At 73.5% G+C, this 15,585-nt stretch carries 14 protein-coding genes and 2 tRNA genes; 4 read left to right on the top strand and 12 right to left on the bottom strand.

Annotation, left to right across the window (positions count from 1 at the left end):
* Nucleotides 1-3: 3 nt before the first annotated feature.
* The 5 genes from CRP51_RS08115 to CRP51_RS08095 all read right to left on the bottom strand — a co-directional run bounded on the left by CRP51_RS08115 (nucleotide 4) and on the right by CRP51_RS08095 (nucleotide 1,542).
* A complete protein-coding gene (locus tag CRP51_RS08115; protein ID WP_097230365.1) occupies nucleotides 4-459 on the bottom strand; it encodes a MaoC family dehydratase in 456 nt (151 codons plus the stop codon).
* Entirely contained in the window at nucleotides 456-932 is a 477-nt protein-coding gene (locus CRP51_RS08110) for a MaoC family dehydratase N-terminal domain-containing protein (RefSeq protein ID WP_097230364.1), read from the bottom strand. Before CRP51_RS08110 ends, CRP51_RS08115 begins: the two co-directional genes overlap by 4 nt.
* Before the next feature lie 158 nt (nucleotides 933-1,090).
* Complete coding sequence (rpmG, locus tag CRP51_RS08105; protein WP_097230363.1) at nucleotides 1,091-1,255, bottom strand: 50S ribosomal protein L33; 165 nt, start codon at nucleotides 1,253-1,255, stop codon at nucleotides 1,091-1,093.
* 94 nt (nucleotides 1,256-1,349) lie between these two features.
* A tRNA-Met gene (locus tag CRP51_RS08100) sits at nucleotides 1,350-1,422 on the bottom strand.
* Between the two features lie 47 nt (nucleotides 1,423-1,469).
* Nucleotides 1,470-1,542: transfer RNA gene (locus tag CRP51_RS08095), tRNA-Thr, on the bottom strand.
* Nucleotides 1,543-1,729: 187 nt separating this feature from the next.
* On the opposite strand from CRP51_RS08095, the gene CRP51_RS08090 reads away from it, so the two are divergent.
* The 3 genes from CRP51_RS08090 (at nucleotide 1,730) to CRP51_RS08080 (ending at nucleotide 5,477) form a co-directional block, all read left to right on the top strand.
* A complete protein-coding gene (locus CRP51_RS08090) occupies nucleotides 1,730-2,938 on the top strand; it encodes an amidohydrolase family protein (protein WP_097230362.1) in 1,209 nt (402 codons plus the stop codon).
* Nucleotides 2,939-2,989: 51 nt separating this feature from the next.
* The gene (locus CRP51_RS08085; protein ID WP_097230361.1) at nucleotides 2,990-3,646 is read left to right on the top strand and encodes an NAD(P)H-binding protein; all 657 of its coding nucleotides are present in this window, start codon (nucleotides 2,990-2,992) and stop codon (nucleotides 3,644-3,646) included.
* 679 nt (nucleotides 3,647-4,325) lie between these two features.
* Nucleotides 4,326-5,477, top strand: coding sequence for a sialidase family protein (locus CRP51_RS08080; protein WP_170970502.1), 1,152 nt, complete (start codon nucleotides 4,326-4,328; stop codon nucleotides 5,475-5,477).
* Nucleotides 5,478-5,588: 111 nt separating this feature from the next.
* Here CRP51_RS08080 and CRP51_RS08075 read toward each other — a convergent pair whose 3' ends face one another.
* From CRP51_RS08075 to CRP51_RS08055, 5 genes are read right to left on the bottom strand one after another with little or no spacing between them, the layout of a single operon-like run.
* A complete protein-coding gene (locus CRP51_RS08075) occupies nucleotides 5,589-6,524 on the bottom strand; it encodes a dihydrodipicolinate synthase family protein (protein WP_097230359.1) in 936 nt (311 codons plus the stop codon).
* Nucleotides 6,521-7,540, bottom strand: a complete 1,020-nt coding sequence (locus CRP51_RS08070) for an oligopeptide/dipeptide ABC transporter ATP-binding protein (RefSeq protein WP_097230635.1) — start codon at nucleotides 7,538-7,540, stop codon at nucleotides 6,521-6,523. Before CRP51_RS08070 ends, CRP51_RS08075 begins: the two co-directional genes overlap by 4 nt.
* A gap of 17 nt (nucleotides 7,541-7,557) precedes the next feature.
* Nucleotides 7,558-9,603 carry a dipeptide/oligopeptide/nickel ABC transporter permease/ATP-binding protein gene (locus tag CRP51_RS08065; protein ID WP_097230358.1) on the bottom strand — a complete coding sequence of 682 codons (2,046 nt, stop codon included), beginning with the start codon at nucleotides 9,601-9,603 and terminating at the stop codon, nucleotides 7,558-7,560.
* On the bottom strand, nucleotides 9,600-10,559 hold the full coding sequence (locus CRP51_RS08060) for an ABC transporter permease (protein WP_097230357.1): 960 nt from the start codon (nucleotides 10,557-10,559) through the stop codon (nucleotides 9,600-9,602). Before CRP51_RS08060 ends, CRP51_RS08065 begins: the two co-directional genes overlap by 4 nt.
* On the bottom strand, nucleotides 10,556-12,208 hold the full coding sequence (locus tag CRP51_RS08055) for an ABC transporter substrate-binding protein (protein WP_097230356.1): 1,653 nt from the start codon (nucleotides 12,206-12,208) through the stop codon (nucleotides 10,556-10,558). The genes CRP51_RS08060 and CRP51_RS08055 overlap by 4 nt, the downstream gene beginning before the upstream one ends.
* 221 nt (nucleotides 12,209-12,429) lie before the next feature.
* Between CRP51_RS08055 and CRP51_RS08050 the strand changes: the two genes are divergently transcribed.
* A complete protein-coding gene (locus CRP51_RS08050) occupies nucleotides 12,430-13,128 on the top strand; it encodes a FadR/GntR family transcriptional regulator (protein WP_097230355.1) in 699 nt (232 codons plus the stop codon).
* 150 nt (nucleotides 13,129-13,278) lie between these two features.
* Here CRP51_RS08050 and CRP51_RS08045 read toward each other — a convergent pair whose 3' ends face one another.
* On the bottom strand, nucleotides 13,279-14,817 hold the full coding sequence (locus CRP51_RS08045; protein ID WP_097230354.1) for an MDR family MFS transporter: 1,539 nt from the start codon (nucleotides 14,815-14,817) through the stop codon (nucleotides 13,279-13,281).
* Between the two features lie 285 nt (nucleotides 14,818-15,102).
* Nucleotides 15,103-15,579, bottom strand: coding sequence for a DUF2000 domain-containing protein (locus tag CRP51_RS08040; RefSeq protein ID WP_097230353.1), 477 nt, complete (start codon nucleotides 15,577-15,579; stop codon nucleotides 15,103-15,105).
* Between the last annotated feature and the right edge of the window lie 6 nt (nucleotides 15,580-15,585).

Below are 15,585 nucleotides of genomic sequence, written 5' to 3'. Positions count from 1 at the left end.
CGCTCAGGCCAGGCGGACCACGGCGCGGGCCATGCCCAGCACCTTCTGCTCGGCGCTGACCGCCGTCAGATCCACCCGAACGGTGCGCTGTTCGTCGTCCAGCTTGACGGCGACCTTGCCGCCGACGGTGATCTCCGCCGCGATCTCGCCCTCCGGCACGTCCGGGACGACGACGGGCTTGGTGAACCGCACCCCGTACTCCAGCACCGCGCCCGGGTCGCCGGCCCAGTCGGTGACCACGCGGCCGGCCTGGGCCATCGTGAACATCCCGTGCGCGATCACGTTCGGCAGCCCGACCTCGACGGCGAAGCGCTCGTTCCAGTGGATCGGGTTGAAGTCGAGCGAGGCGCCCGCGTAGCGCACCAGCGTGGCGCGGTCCACGGGGAAGGTCCTGGACGGCAGTTCGGTGCCCACCTCGACGTCGGCGTAGGCGACGCGGCGCGCGGTCTCCTGGGTCATCGCTCCCCCTCCCCGGCGGGCGCGTCGTCGCCGCCGCTCCTGGCCACCAGCTTGGTGTGGGCGGTCGCCACCAGGGCGCCCGTCTCGTCGTGCAGCTCGCCGCGCACGGTCAGCACGTCGTTGCCCATCAGGGACTTGATGGACTCGATGGTCGAGCTGACCGAGAGCCGGTCGCCGGCGCGCAGCGGCCGGACATACGAGAACTTCTGTTCGCTGTGCACCACCCGGCTGTAGTCGAGGCCCAGCTTCGGGTCGGAGATCACCTCGAAAGCGGCGCGGTAGCTGACCAGGAAGACGAAGGTCGGCGGGGCGATCACGTCCGGGTGGCCGAGCGCCCTGGCCGCCTCGGGGTCCGCGTAGGCGGGGTTGTCGTCCCCGATCGCCTGGGCGAACTCGCGGATCTTCTCCCGGCCCACCTCGTACGGCTCGGTGGGCGGGTAACTCCGCCCGACGAACGACTGGTCGAGGGGCATCGCGGACTCCTCACATCCGGGGACAACGGCCGTGGTCAGGGCCGTGGAAAAGCGTGAAGCCGCCCCCGGCGACGACCGGGGGCGGCTTCTTCAAGCGTTTCGCGTACCGCGACGTCGCACGCGCGCCACGCGAACGGGGCGCCGAGCGCGGGAACGCGTCAGCGGGTCTCGCGGTGCGCGGTGTGCGAGTTGCAGCGCGGGCAGTGCTTCTTCATCTCCAGGCGGTCCGGGTCGTTGCGCCGGTTCTTCCTGGTGATGTAGTTCCGCTCCTTGCACTCCACGCAGGCCAGCGTGATCTTCGGGCGGACGTCGGTGGCAGCCACGTGAGTGCTCCTTGACGGATGGACGGGTGAAACCTAGTTGAACACAGAGAGAGTAGCCGATCGGAGGACCGACCCCGCAATCGGCTACTGTGAGTAGCGGCGACCGGACTTGAACCGGTGACACAACGATTATGAGCCGTTTGCTCTACCGACTGAGCTACGCCGCCATAGGGCTTGCCGCCCCCACCCGGAGGGTGAGAGCCAGGCACCCCAGAGCCCCAAAACGGAATCGAACCGTTGACCTTCTCCTTACCATGGAGACGCTCTGCCGACTGAGCTATTGGGGCGAGCGCTCAAGAGATTACACGGTCCCCGGCGGAAGGCGAAATCCATTGCCCCGCCGCCCCGGTGGGCGCGGGTCGGACGTTTCTTATGACTTTCCCCGGTCGCCGGGTGCTTCCCCGTTCCGGCGCCGGCCGGGACCTACGCTCGCCGCGCAGTCGTCGCACAGTAGTCGCCCGAGTGGGGAGCGCGATGTCCCGTTCCGCGAGAGGGGAGCCGGCGCCGGCCACGGGCGCCGGGCAGCTGGTGCTGCGCGGGCCGCGGCTGGCGGACGGGCGGACCGTGGACGTGGCGCTCGCCGACGGCCGTGTCACCGCCGTCGCCCCGGCCGGCTCGCTCCGGCCGCGCGCGCCCGGCGACCTGGTCGCGCTCGACGGCTATCTGCTGCTGCCCGCCCCCGCCGAGCCGCACGCGCACCCGGAGACCGCGCTCACCGCGCGCGACGCGGCCCCCCGTCGCCCGCTGCCCACGCGTGTCGCCGAGGCGGCGCTGATCCAGCTGGGGCACGGGGCGACCGCGCAACGCTGCCATGTCGCGATCGACGAGGGACTGGAGGCGTGGGTGAGCGTGCTGGAGGCGGGCCGGGCACTTGCCGGGCTGGCCGAGGTGAGCGCCGTGCCGCTGCCGGGGCCGCTCACCGGCCGGGCCGGCGCCGACCAGCGCGCGCTGCTGCGGGAGGCCGTGGCCATGGGCGCGGGCGCGGTGGGGGGCGCGCCGGACCGCGACCCGGACCCGGCGGGTCATCTGGACGCGGTGCTGGAGCTGGCCGACGAGCTGCGGCTGCCCGTCGCGCTGCATACCGAGGCCGCGGAACCCGCCTGGCTGGCGCGGCTGGTGGCCGCCGCGGGCGACGGCGGGCGGGCGCTGTGCCTGGGGCCGGCCGGCGGGCTGGCCCGGCTGGCGCGGCCGGTGCTGCGCCGGGTCGCCGAGGGGCTCGCGGCGGGCGGGGTGCGGGTGGTGTGCGTGCCCCGGGGCGGTTGCGGGGCGCGGGCGTTCGGCCCGGCGCCGGTGCGGGAGCTGACGGCCGCCGGGGTGACGGTGGCCGCCGGGAGCGGGGCGTTGCGGTCGGCGACCGACCCGGTCGGCGGCGGCGACCCGCTGCGGGCCGCGTTCCTGCTGGCCACGCGCGGGGAGCGGACGCCGGCGGCCGCCTGGGCCGCCGTGGGACCGCTGGCCAGGGCGGCGCTCGGACTGCCGGCGCCGGCCCGGGTGGCCGTGGGCTCCCCCGCCGAACTGCTCGCGGTGCGCGGCGGTTCGGTGGCCGAGGCGCTGTCGCTCGGGTACAGCAGGGTGGTCTTCCACCGGGGCCGGATCGTGGCACGCACCAGCGCGGTGCGGGAGTACGCGGCGGACGGGCCGACCGCGGCCGGTCTCGAACTGCCGCGTCAGCAACCGGGTTGAGGCCGGGGCGCGTCCTCGGGCCGGGGCGCGGCGGCGCGTTACGGTCGGGGTATGCGCACTGTCATCGCTGGTGGACACGGCAAGATCGCCCGGCGGCTGGAGAAGCTGCTGTCCGGGCGTGGCGAGCAGGTGGCCGGGCTGATCCGGAAGCAGGAGCAGGCGGGAGCCCTCCTGGCGGCCGGGGCCGAGCCGGTGGTCTGCGATCTGGAGGAGGCGGCCGTCGAGGAGGTCGCCCGGCATCTGGCCGGCGCCGACGCGGCGGTCTTCGCGGCCGGCGCGGGGCCGGGCAGCGGAATGGCGCGCAAGGAGACGGTGGACCGGGCGGCGGCCACGCTCTTCGCCGACGCGGCGGAGCGCGCGGGGGTGCGGCGACTGGTCGTGGTGTCGGCGATGGGGGTCGACGACGAGCCGCCGGCGGGAACGGACCCGGTCTTCGCGGCCTACCTGCGCGCCAAGGGCGCGGCGGACGCGGACATCAGGGCGCGGCACGGACTGTTCTGGACCATCCTGCGGCCCGGTCGGCTGACGGACGACCCGGGAACGGGGCGGGTGCGGCTGGCTCCCGACCTCGACTACGGGTCGGTGACCAGGGACGACGTGGCCGGGGTGCTGGCCGCGCTGCTGGAGAGGCCGTCGGCGACCGGTTTGACGCTGGACCTCGTGGGCGGGGAGACGCCGATCGCGCGGGCCGTGGCCGACGTGACCTGACGGCCGCGGCCCACCTTGCCGGTGCGGCACCGTGGTCGGCTGCGGCCGCCACGGTTGCCATGTGCCCCAAGCCGCCCACCGGCGTGAAGGGGCGCGGGGAACCCACCACGGTTGGCAGACGACAACCCACCCAGCCACGAAGCTCCGTAGTCGTCTGCGGCCCGCCACCCAGCAATCGCGCAGTTCCCCGCGCCCCCAAAACCGCCCACCGGCCGAAAAGGGGCGCGGGGAACGGCGCGAGCAACCCACCACGGTTGGCAGACGACAACCCACCCAGCCACGAAGCTCCGTAGTCGTCTGCGGCCCGCCACCCAGCAATCGCGCAGTTCCCCGCGCCCCCAAACCGCCCACCGGCCGAGAAGGGGCGCGGGGAACGGCGCGAGCAACCATCCACCGGGGCGCGGGCGACAACCCGCCCAGGCCGGTAAGGCGCACCCCTTGTCGGCGCGCGGGGCGCGCCCTACCGTGTGGGACATCCTACGTCCGACGTTGGGCGACCGACCGCCCGCGCGACGCGTTCGAAGGAGCCGGCATCGTCATGTCTCACGAGAACCCGACACCGACACAGACCCCCACCCCGAGACGCGTCCGTCGGGGCACGGCGCGGAAGCGAACGACCCTGTGGCTGGCCGCCGTGACCGGCACCGCCGTGCTCGGGTTGCTGGCCGCCTCGCCGGCGATGGCCGCCGGCCCCGGCACCGGCACCGGCGGCGGCGTGGAGCCGACCGACGACTGCCTCTCCTCGGTGCCCTTCGTCGCCGGCACCGACGGCTACGACACCTTCCGGGTCCCGGCCGTGGTGACCGCGCCCTCCGGGACGCTGCTGGCCTTCGCCGAGGGCCGGGTGGCCGGCGCCGGCGACAGCGGTGACATCGACGTGGTGCTGCGCCGTTCCTACGACGGGGGCTGCACCTGGGGCGAGCTGACGCTGGTGGCCGCCGGTGACGGCGACACCCGGGGCAATCCGTCGCCCGTCTTCGATCCGGCCACCGGGCGGCTGGTGTTGGTGACCTGCTTCAACGGCGGCGACGTCAGCGAGGAGGAGATCCGCGGCGGCGAGGCGACGCCCGAGCAGAGCCGACGGGTGTTCGTGCAGTTCAGCGACGACGAGGGCACCAGCTTCAGCACGCCGAGGGAGATCACGGGCACGGCCAAGCGCCCCGAGTGGCGCTGGTACGCCACCGGCCCGGGGCACGCCATCGCGTTGACCAAGGGCCCGCACGCCGGCCGGCTGATGGTGCCGGCCAACCACTCGACCTCCCCCGCCGCCGGCTCGCCCGACGACGGCACCGAGGACCGCTACTACGGTTCGCACGCGCTCTACAGCGACGACGGGGGCGAGAGCTGGGAGCTGGGTTACGTCGACCAGTCCTACGAGGGCGCGTGGAACGCCAACGAGTCCAGCGTCGCCGAACTCCCCGACGGCCGGCTCTACTTCAGTGTCCGGGACCAGAACGGCACCGACCCGGGCAACCGGCTCGGCGCCTACTCCTCGGACGGCGGCCAGAGCCTGGACGGCCCGCTGGTGCCGCAGCCCGGGCTGGAGGACGTGCCGGTCGTCCAGGGCAGCGTGCTGCAACTGCCGGGGCGTCAGGGGCCGCTGCTCTTCTCCGGCCCCTCGGAGCCGGACGCCAGGCGGTCGTTGACGATCTACCGCAGCGACGACGGCGGGGGCACGTTCCGCCCCGAGGCGCAGGTCTCCGCGCAACCGGCGGCCTACTCGGACCTGGTGGAGCTGGACCGCCGGACGGTGGGGCTGCTCTACGAGACGGGCCACGAAGGGCCCTACGAGACCGTCGAGTTCCGGCGGATCCGGATCGGCAGGGGCTGACGCCCCCCGGCTCAGGGCCACCCCGGCGCCGGACCACCCCGGCGCCGGGCCGCTCCGGCGCCCCGGCTCAGAGCAGCCCCGGCTCAGAGCGCCCCGCTCAGAGCGCCCCGCTCAGAGCAGCCCGGCGCCGGCGAGGTGCTTGGCGACCCGTTCGGTCTCCGCCTCGTCGAGCGGCACCTGTGGGGCGGCCGTGGTCGGGTGGTCGATCCAACCGCGCAGGTAGAGCGCGGTCTTGAAGCCGCCGATGGCCGACGAGCCGCGCCCCATCCGCCCCGGGTCGCCCGCGTCGACCAGCGCGAAGAGCCGCGCGAGCCGGTCCTGTTCGGTGCGGGCGCGCGCCCAGTCGCCCTCGGCGCAGGCGGCGAACAGCCGCACATAGCCGTGCGGGTCGACGTTGCCCAGGCCGGGCACGACGCCGTGGGCGCCGATCAACAGGGCGGCGTCCACGACGAGTTCCGAGCCGGTGAAGACGGCGAAGCCGTCCCCCGCCGCACCCTCCCGCACGCCCGCCAACACGTCGCGCAGCACCGCCAGTTCGGTGCTGGAGTCCTTGAGTCCCGCGAGCACCCCGTCGGCCGCCAGCGCCAGCACCAGCTCCGCGCCGAGCTTGGTGCCGACCGCCGACGGCAGGTCGTAGGCGAGGACCGGCGCCCGGACCCGTTCGGCGAGCGCCCGGAAGTGCCGTTCCACCTCCTGCTCCTGCACCCGGGTGTAGAACGGCGCGGTCGCCACGACGGCGTCGGCGCCGGCGGCCAGCGCGGCCCTGGCGTGGTCGACGACGCGCGGCGTCGTCATGTCGATGGCGCCCGCGAGCACCGGCAGCGCGCCGTCCACCCGGGCGGCGACGGTCTCCACGACGGCGGCTCGCTGCCGGTCGGTGAGGAACGCGGCCTCCGAGGTGGAGCCGAGGACGAACAGCCCGTCGACGCCGGCGCCCACGAGGTGGTCGACGAGCCGGGTCAGCGAGACGGTGTCCACCTCGCCCTCCGGCGTCAGCGGGGTGCAGACCGGGGGGATGACCCCGGTGAGGCGGGCGGGCAGGCTCATGGGCGCTCCTTGGCCTCGGTCGCCTGGGCGACGAGCTGGTGGGTGGTCTCCTCGGCCGCGACCGGGTGGTGGCAGCGGAAGCGGTGTCCCCCGGGAGTCTCGCCCGCAGCGCCCTGGAAGTCGGGCATCGACTCGGCGCAGCGCCCGTCGGCCTTCCAGCAGCGGGTGCGGAACGGGCAGCCGCTGGGCGGCCGGACCGCCGACGGCAGCGGGCCGGTGAGCGGGATGGGCTCGATCGGGTCGAGCAGCCCGGGCGTCGCGGAGAACAGCGCCCGGGTGTAGGGGTGCCGGGCGTGGCGGGAGACGCGTTCCGCCGGGGACTCCTCCACGATCCGGCCGAGGTACATGGTGACGACCCGGTCGCTCATCCGCCGCACGGTCTGGATGTCGTGGGAGACGAAGACCATGGCGAGGCCGAGGCGGGCGCGCAGGTCGAGGAGGAGGTTCAGGATCTGGGCGCGCACCGAGACGTCGAGCGCGCTGGTCGGCTCGTCGGCGACCAGCAGCGCGGGCTCCAGAGCGAGCGCCCTGGCGATGGCGACGCGCTGCCGCTGGCCCCCGGACAACTGTCCTGGCAGCGCGTCGGCGGCGTGCCGTGGCAGCCCGACCAGGCCGAGCAACTCCCGTACGCGGGCGTCCCGTTCGGCCGGGGTGCCGCGCCGGTGGACGTCGAGCGGGTCGCGCAGCAGGCGGTGCACGGACAGCCGGCGGTTGAGGGCGGTCGAAGGGTCCTGGAAGACCATGCCGACGCCGGTGCCGATCGCCGCGCGGCGTTCGGCCGGCTCCATCGCCCACAGTTCGCGGCCCCGGTGGGCGACGGTGCCGGCGGTGGGACGGGCGATGCCGACCAGGACCTTGGCGAGCGTGGACTTGCCGCAGCCGGACTCGCCGACCACGCCGACGGTCTCGCCGGGCGCGAGGGTCAGGTCGGCGCCGACCAGGGCGTGGACCCGGTCGCGGCGCAGCAGCCCGGAGCCGCGCGCCGGGTAGTCGAGGTGGACGTCGGACAGCTCCATCAGGGGGGTCGGGTCGGTCACGGGCTGACCTCGCTCTCGGAGGGCGCGGGTTGTGCGTCGCCCGGCGCGGGCGCCGGGTGGTGGCAGGCGACGTGGTGCGCGGTGCCGGCGGCCCGGACCAGGGGCACGGGCGCGGCGCAGTCGTCGTCGGCCAGCGGGCAGCGGTCGGCGAAGCGGCAGCCGGCCGGGAAGTCGGCCGGCGCCGGCACCACGCCCCTGATCTGCGTCATCCGCTCGGCGCCCGACTCCAGGGAGAGCACCGAGCCGAGCAGCCCCCGGGTGTAGTGGTGGGCGGGGGCGCCGACCAGGTCGGCGGTGACGCCCTGTTCCGCGATCTGCCCGCCGTACATCACGACGACCCGGTCGGTGACGTCGGCGATCAGCGCCAGGTCGTGGGAGACCAGCACCAGCGCGAAGCCCAGCTCGGCGCGCAGCCGCAGCAGCAGCTCGATGACCTGCGCCTGGATGGTGACGTCGAGCGCGGTGGTCGGCTCGTCGGCGACGATCAGCTTCGGCTCGCGGGAGAGCGCCATGGCGATCAGCACCCGCTGCCGCTGGCCGCCGGACAGCTCGTGCGGGTAGGCGCGGAGGGTGCGTTCCGGGTCGAGGCCGACCATCCGCAGCAGCTCGGCCGGGGAGCGCCGGCCGCCCCTGCGGACGAGCTGGCGGAGCTGGGCGCGAATGGTCATGGCGGGGTTCAACGAGGAGAGCGCGTCCTGGTAGACCATCGCCATCTGGTGGCCGAGGAGTCCCCGGCGGGCGCGGGGGCTGAGCGCGTTCAGCTCGCGGCCGGCGAAGTGGACGGTGCCGCCGACCTCGGCCTCGCGCGGCTGGAGGCCCATCACGGTCAGCGCGGTCAGCGACTTGCCGCAGCCCGACTCGCCGACCAGGCCGAGGACCTCACCCGGCCGGACCTCGAAGGTGACGCCCGAGACGACGTCGACGCCGCGGTGGCGTTCCGGGAAGCGGACGGTCAGGTCCCGGACGGTGAGCACCGGTTCCGCGGTGACCGGCGGCCTGGCCAGGGCGCGCAGCCGGGCGCCGGCGCGTTCGAGGCCCGGCAGCGGCAACGGGACGCGCGGCGCGTCGTCGCCCGCGGCCCGCGCGGCCGGGACGGTCGCGTCGTCGGCCTCCCGCGCGTCGCCGTCGGGCCCCTCGTGGGGGCCGGGCAGGTCGCGGGTGGGGCGGGGCGCGGCCCAGGAGTCGGAGGCGCCCTCGGCGAGGATGTTCAGCGCCAGCACGGTCGCCAGCATCAGCAGCCCGGGGAAGACCGTGGCCCACCAGCCGCCCAGCAGCACCAGGTTCTTGCCGTCGGCGATCACGCTGCCCCAGGACGGCTCGGGGGGCCGCACGCCGGCGCCGACGAAGGAGAGCGACGCCTCGAAGACGATGGCGTCGGCCACCATCACCGTCGCGAAGACCAGCACGGGCGCGGCGCAGTTGACGGCGACGTGGCGCACCAGGATGAACGGGGTGCGCGCGCCGATGACGCGTTCCGCCGTCACGTAGTCCTCGCCGTACTGGGCCAGGACGTTGGCGCGCACCACCCGGGCGATCGGCGGGGTGTAGAGGAAGGCGATCGCGCAGACCAGCACGGTGACGCCGCCGCCGAAGACGGAGATCAGCACGGCGGCGAGCGCGACGCCGGGGAAGGCCATCACCACGTCGAGCGAACGCATCAGCGTCTCGTCGACGGCCCGCCGTGAGGTGGCGGCGACGGCGCCGACGACCGCGCCGACGGCGAGGGCGAGCAGCGTCGCGCCGAGTCCGATGGCCAGTGACCAACGCGCTCCGTGCAGCAGCCTGCTGAGGATGTCGCGGCCGAGGCTGTCCTGCCCCATCCAGTGGTTGGCCGAGGGTCCCTCGGAGGTGCCGGCCTGGGCGTACGGGTCGTGCGGCGCCAGCCAGGGCGCGAGCAGCGCGGCCAGCACCACCAGCAGCAGCAGGCCGAGCGCCACCCGGGAGAGCAGCGGCAGCCGCGCCGGTCCGCGCAGCCGGCGGGTGAGGACACCGGTCAGCCTGCTGCGGCCGCCCTGTGCGCGGCCGGTCTCACTTCGCGTCATGTGGCGCTCCTCAGCCGGGGGTTGACCAGCAGATAGAGGATGTCGATCAGCAGGTTGACCAGTACGAAGCCGACCGCGGTGGTCAGGACCACTCCCTGGACGACGGCCGGGTCCCCGTTGCGCACCGCGTCGATCATCAGCTTGCCCATGCCGGGCAGCGCGAAGATGGTCTCGATCACGACGGCGCCGCCGAGCAGGTAGCCGACGCGCAGGCCGAGCACCGTCAGCGGGTTGATCAACGCGTTCCGCAGCACGTTCCGGCCGACCACGACCACCGGCGGGAGGCCGCTGCCGACGGCGGTGCGGACGTAGTCGCGGTCCAGCTCCTCGACCATCGCGGTGCGCACCACGCGGGTCAGCTGCGCGGCCACCGGCATCGAGAGCGCCAGGGCGGGCAGCGTCAGGGAGTTGAGCCAGCCGCTGACGGAGTCCTCCGGGTTGATGTAGCCGCCGGTCGGGTACCAGCCCCGGTCCACGGCGAGGTACTGGATCATCAGCAGCGCCAGCCAGAAGGCGGGCGCGGCGACGCCGACCAGGGAGACCACCCGGATCAACTGGTCAGGAAGCCGGTCCCGGTAGACGGCGGCCAGCACGCCCAGCGGCAGGGCGAGGGCGACGGCGATCCCGAGGCCGAGGAAGGTGAGTTGCAGCGTCAACGGCAGCGCGGTGACCACCTGGTCCCAGACCGGCGCTCTGGTCAGCACGCTGATCCCGAGGTCGCCGGTGACCAGTTCCCCGACGAAGTCCAGATAGCGCACGGGCAGCGGGTCGAGCAGCCCGTTCTCCTCGCGGAACTCGTGCAACTGCTCCTGGGTCGGGTTGGTGCCCTGGAAGTAGGCGGACGCGGGGTCCATGTCGGAGAACCGCATGACCAGGAAGACGAAGAGGATGATGCCCAGCAGCAGCGGCACCAGCAGCAACAGCCGGCGGGCCACCATCCGCAGGACCACCGTCATGAGGTGACCGCCCCCGTCTGGAGCACGTTGATCCCGGGGTACGCCTGGGCGCGCACGCCGGTGATCGCCCGAGGGTCCCACGCGGTGAGCAGCTCGTTGTGGACCACGGGGTAGAGCACCGCCTGCTCGGCGACCAGGTCGAGCGCCTGGTGGGTCAGTTCCAGTCGGCGTTCGGGGTCGGACTCCTCGGTGGCCCGGTCCATCAGCGCGAACAGCTCGTCGGCCGCCTCGCTGCCCTCCCAGCCGGTGTAGCTCATCCACAGGCCGCCGCGCGTGTAGTTGTAGCGGAGGATGAGGTCGGCGTCGAGGCCGAACTGGTTGGGGTTGGAGACGGCGGCGACCGCCTGGTAGGCGCGGTCCTGGTCCATCTTGGTGAAGAGCGCGGAGGTCTCCTGCGGCTCCAGCGTGGTGGGCACGCCGATGGCGTCCCACGACTCCTTGATGGTCGGCAGGCAGTCGACGGCCCAACTCACGTTGACCGCCATCAGGTTGATCGACAGGTCGGTGACGCCGGCCTCGTCGAGGAGCTGGCGGGCGCGGTCGGGGTCGTAGGAGTAGACGGTGGCCGCGGGGCGGTGCGCCGGGTTGGCGGTGTCGAGGAACGAGGTGGCGGGGCGGCCGTAGCCCTTGAGGCCGACCTCGATCAGCTGCTCGGTGTCGATGGCGTGCAGCAGCGCCTGGCGGACCCTGACGTCGTCGAACGGCGGGTTCTCCGTGTTGAACATCATGAAGAGGTGGTTCATCCCGGCGCCGCCCTCCACCTGGAGGCCCTCGTCGCGCAGTTGCCGGACGTTGGCGTAGGGGATGTTCTCCGCGATCTGGGCCTCCGCGCTGTTTCCCGAGACGGCGGCGACGCGGGGCGCCGCCTCCACGACGGAGCGCCAGTTCATGGTGCGGAAGGCGGGGTGGCGCGGGCCGTTGTACTCCTCGAACGCCTCGAAGGTGGTGTTGGACTTCGGGTGGTGCGCGCTCTGCCGGTAGGGGCCGGAGCCGACAGCGAGGCCGCCGGTGGCGCGATCCCAGGCGCCCTCCTCGCCGAAGACGTGGCGCGGCATGATCTTGGCGATGGTCAGCCGGGGCGCGGCGTCCGGGAAGGGGAAGCGGAAGTCCAGCTCGACGGTGGCCTCGTCGACCGCGCGGACCCCTTCCAGCCAGCTGGCGAAGAAGGACCGGGCGAGGGTGTTGACCTCGGGGTCGAGGACCCGCTCGAAGGTGAACAGCACGTCCTCGACGGTGACCGGCTCCCCGTCGTGCCAGGTGGCGCCGGGCCGCAGGGTGAACGACCAGGTGGTGGCTGTCGGGTCGGCCGGCAGCGCGGTGGCGAGCGCGGGGTAGGGGACCCGGCTGATCGGGTCGGTGTCCAGCAGTCCCTCGTAGATGTGGTGGTTGGCCGCCATGGAGAACGCCGAGGCGGTCTGCGTCGGGTCCCAGCTCTGGTCGTTGCCGTAGCCGATCACGGCGGTGAGCGAGTTCAGCGCTCCCCCGCTGTGGCCCCCGCCGGTGCCGATCGTGGACGGCGGCCCGCAGGCGCCGAGCCCGGCGGTCAGGGCGCCGGCGGCGCCGAGCGCGCCGCCGTAGCGGAGGAACGCCCTGCGGTCGAGGGAACGGCCAAAGGAACGCCCGGAACGGCGACCGGATGGATAGGTCACTCTGCCTCCAAGTGCGGCTCATGAGAGGAGGTTGTGCGGTGGTTGCCGGACGCTCTCGACGCTTTCCCCAAGACGTCCTACGTTGTACGTCCTAGGAACGTAGGGACCGGGAGCGCGTCGGGTCAAGGGGTAAGACATCCCATGTCCTATCTCCGGGTCCCACCGGTGGCAGAATGTGAACTCCAGGTCAAGTCCAGGTGATTCGGAGAGGGAGGGGCTTCATGGCCCGCCGCATGATGTCGGACGAGGTGCAGGGGCAGATCAGGGAGCTGATCCTCACCCGCCGGCTCGCACCGGGCGACCCGCTGCCCACCGAGAGCGAGTTGATGAGCCTCTTCGAGGTGAGCCGCAACTCGGTGCGGGAGGCGCTGAAGGCGCTCCAGGCGGTCAACGTCGTCGACATCCGGCACGGCTTTGGCACCTACGTGGGGAGCCTGAGCCTGGACTCCTTCGTGGACGGCATGGTCTTCCGCGCCGCCGTGCGGCACCGCAGGGGCGAGGCGAGCCTGGCCGAACTCCTGGAGGTGCGCGAGGCGTTGGAGGCCGGGCTGATCGGCAGCGTGGCCGGCGACATCCCGGAGGCCGACCTCGGCCGGCTGCGCGAGCTGATCAGCGCGATGGAGCGGGAGGCCGACGAGACGGGCCGGGTCAGCGCGGAGACGGACCGCGCGTTCCATCTGGCGCTCTACCGCTCGCTCGGCAACCACCTGCTGAGCGAGGTGCTGGACGCGTTCTGGGCCGCCTTCCACCGGGTCCGCGAGGAGCTGCGGGAGGAGCGGCAGGACGAACGCGTCACGCTCGCGCGGCACCAGGCGATCGTCGTCGCGCTGGAGGCCGGCGACACGGCGGGCGCGGTCACCGCGATGCGCGACCACTTCGCCGGCATCCGGCAGGTGCTTCGGCGCAGCGCGCGGGACTGAGCCCGCCGGGCGCGCACGGCGCGGCCCCCGGCGCGCGCGTCAAGGGAACGCGCGCTCCGGGGGCCGGGGCGGACCGGGTCAGCGGGGCCGACCGGGTCAGTGGAGCGGACCGGGTCAGTGGAGCGGACCGGGTCAGTGGAGCGGACCGGGTCAGTGGAGCGGCGCGGGGACCGCCTCGTCGTCGCTGTCGCGTCCGGTGGCGCCGCCCGCCTCCGGCGGCCCGGCCGGGGCCGGGGGACGGCGGATCAGGAAGGACAGCCCCGTCGCGACCAGCGCCAGCACCGCGCCGCACAGGAACGCGTCGTGGATGCCGGACGCCTGCGCCGTCAACGGGTCGACGCCGCTCTCGACCTCGCTCGTCGCGCTGCGGGTCATCACGGTGATGAACAGCGCCGTGCCGGCGGCGCCCGCCAACTGCTGGAGCGTGTTGAGGATGGCGCTGCCGTGCGAGTACAGCTCCGCCGGGAGCGACCCGAGCGAGGAGGTCATCAGCGGCGTCATCAGCAGGCCGAGCCCGACGCTGAGCACCACGTGCACCGCGATGGCCAGGCCGACCGAGCTGTCGGTCTCCAGCAGCTGCATCGACGCCAGCGCGCCGGCGACCACGAAGGCGCCGGGCACCACCAGCGGACGCGGCCCGACCCGGTCGTACATCTTCCCCGCCAGCGGCGCGATCAGCCCCATGACCAGCCCGCCCGGCAGCAGCACCAGACCGGTCTCCAGGGTGGAGAGGTCCCGCACGTTCTGGAGGAAGATCGGCAGCAGGATCAGCGTGCCGAAGAGCGCGCCCATCGACACCAGCAGCATGACAAGACCGACGGTGAACGACCTGTTGCGGAACGGCCGCAGGTCCAGCAGCGGCTGGCGCTCGCCACCGCGCTGGAGGCTCAGCTGGCGGAAGGTGAAGAGCGCCAGCGCCACGAAGCCGACCGCGATCGGCAGCGCGGGCGGCAGCGGGGTGTCGCCCTCGGCGGACTCGCCGATGCTGCTCAGCCCGTAGACCAGGCCGCCGAAGGCGACCGCCGACAGCGCGATCGAGACCAGGTCGAAGCGCGCCTCGGCCGGGGTGGTGATGTTGGTGATCTTCATCGAGCCGACGATCAGCGCGACGACGGCGACCGGCAGCACGAACAGGAAGATCCAGCGCCAGCTCAGCTCGGAGAGGATCAGCCCGGAGAACGTCGGCCCGACGGCCGGCGCCACGGCGATCACGATGGAGATCAGGCCCATGGTGCTGCCCCGGCGCGTCGCGGGGACGAACGTCAGCACCGTCGTGATCAGCAGCGGCAGCATCACCGCCGTGCCGGCGGCCTGCACGATGCGGGCCACCAGCAGCACCGGGAACCCGGGCGCGGCGGCGGCCAGCGCGGTGCCGGCGGTGAACAGCGACATCGACGTCATGAAGACCGCGCGGGTGGTGAACCGCTTGAGAATCAGACCCGTGGTGGGGATCACCACGGCCATGGTCAACATGAACGCGGTGGTCAGCCACTGGCCGGTGGCGGCGGAGATCTCCAGGTCCTCCATGAGCCGCGGCAGCGCCACGCCCATGACGGTCTCGTTGAGGATCATCACGAACGCGGCCGCCAGCAGCAGACCTATGACCAGCACCACCGTGCTGGGTATCGACTCCCCGTCCGGATCGGGCGGGCCGGTGTCGGGGTCGGATGGCTTCGAGAGCTGTTCCATGGTGTCCCTTGGGGCGACGGACGGCAGGCGACTTCAGTGACGGACCGGGGCGGGCTTGACGGCGGCCAGGCAGGAAGAAAGCCGGGAAACGACACAGAGCGTCCCCGGCCATGCCAGCTTACGTCCTGCCCGTCAACGGCGGTCAAACAATATGGCCGGCGTCACTCCCCCGAGCGAGCTCGCGGCACCGCCGCCCCACCTTCGAGGCCCGGCCCTCCGCCGGGGCGCGGCCCGGCGTGCCCCGGCGGCGCCCTCCGTCGCTCCGCCGAGAGCACGGGGTCCCGCTCAGGGGTGCATGTGCGCGCCCTTGAGGACGCGGTCGACCGCGTTGCGGGGGCCATGGAGGGCGAGGCCGACCAGGTCCAGTTGGTTTCCGGGCACCGCGCGAACCGCCGCGCGGTTGTCATGGTCGTTTCCGGTGGCAAAGAGGTCGGAGGTGAACACCGCCAGCGGCAGCGCGCGGGTCAGCGCCCGGGAGCGGGCTGCGGTCAACGTCTCCTCGGTGCCCTCGAAGACCAGCACCGGCTGACGGAACATCGGCAGATAGGGGGTGCCCTCGGCGTCCGCGTACGGTTCGCCGATCACCTCGGGCCGCTCCCGCCCCAGGCCGCTGACCAGGAAGGCCGTCACGTTCAGTCGCTGCCAGGACGCCAGGTCCTCGCGGAGCAGCACCGCGATCTTGGTGTCGAACCGCGCGGGGGCGCCGTTCCCGTTCCCGGCGCCGCCGCCGTGCGGGTCGTGGTGGTGGTTGTCACGTGCCATGGGCGC

Origin of the sequence: Streptomyces zhaozhouensis (genome assembly GCF_900230195.1) — a bacterium.
Lineage (GTDB): Bacteria > Actinomycetota > Actinomycetes > Streptomycetales > Streptomycetaceae > Streptomyces > Streptomyces zhaozhouensis.
The sequence above is the reverse complement of the archived record's forward strand: the minus strand, read 5'-3'. Positions and strand labels throughout refer to the sequence as shown.

Excerpts from the sequence above, each read along its gene's own strand:
- CRP51_RS08115 (WP_097230365.1), bottom strand. The coding sequence starts at position 459 with ATGACCCAGGAGACCGCGCGCCGCGTCGCCTACGCCGACGTCGAGGTG.
- CRP51_RS08110 (WP_097230364.1), bottom strand. The coding sequence starts at position 932 with ATGCCCCTCGACCAGTCGTTCGTCGGGCGGAGTTACCCGCCCACCGAG.
- CRP51_RS08090 (WP_097230362.1), top strand. The coding sequence starts at position 1,730 with ATGTCCCGTTCCGCGAGAGGGGAGCCGGCGCCGGCCACGGGCGCCGGG.
- CRP51_RS08085 (WP_097230361.1), top strand. The coding sequence starts at position 2,990 with ATGCGCACTGTCATCGCTGGTGGACACGGCAAGATCGCCCGGCGGCTG.
- CRP51_RS08080 (WP_170970502.1), top strand. The coding sequence starts at position 4,326 with ATGGCCGCCGGCCCCGGCACCGGCACCGGCGGCGGCGTGGAGCCGACC.
- CRP51_RS08075 (WP_097230359.1), bottom strand. The coding sequence starts at position 6,524 with ATGAGCCTGCCCGCCCGCCTCACCGGGGTCATCCCCCCGGTCTGCACC.
- CRP51_RS08070 (WP_097230635.1), bottom strand. The coding sequence starts at position 7,540 with ATGGAGCTGTCCGACGTCCACCTCGACTACCCGGCGCGCGGCTCCGGG.
- CRP51_RS08065 (WP_097230358.1), bottom strand. The coding sequence starts at position 9,603 with ATGACGCGAAGTGAGACCGGCCGCGCACAGGGCGGCCGCAGCAGGCTG.
- CRP51_RS08060 (WP_097230357.1), bottom strand. The coding sequence starts at position 10,559 with ATGACGGTGGTCCTGCGGATGGTGGCCCGCCGGCTGTTGCTGCTGGTG.
- CRP51_RS08050 (WP_097230355.1), top strand. The coding sequence starts at position 12,430 with ATGGCCCGCCGCATGATGTCGGACGAGGTGCAGGGGCAGATCAGGGAG.
- CRP51_RS08045 (WP_097230354.1), bottom strand. The coding sequence starts at position 14,817 with ATGGAACAGCTCTCGAAGCCATCCGACCCCGACACCGGCCCGCCCGAT.
- CRP51_RS08040 (WP_097230353.1), bottom strand. The coding sequence starts at position 15,579 with ATGGCACGTGACAACCACCACCACGACCCGCACGGCGGCGGCGCCGGG.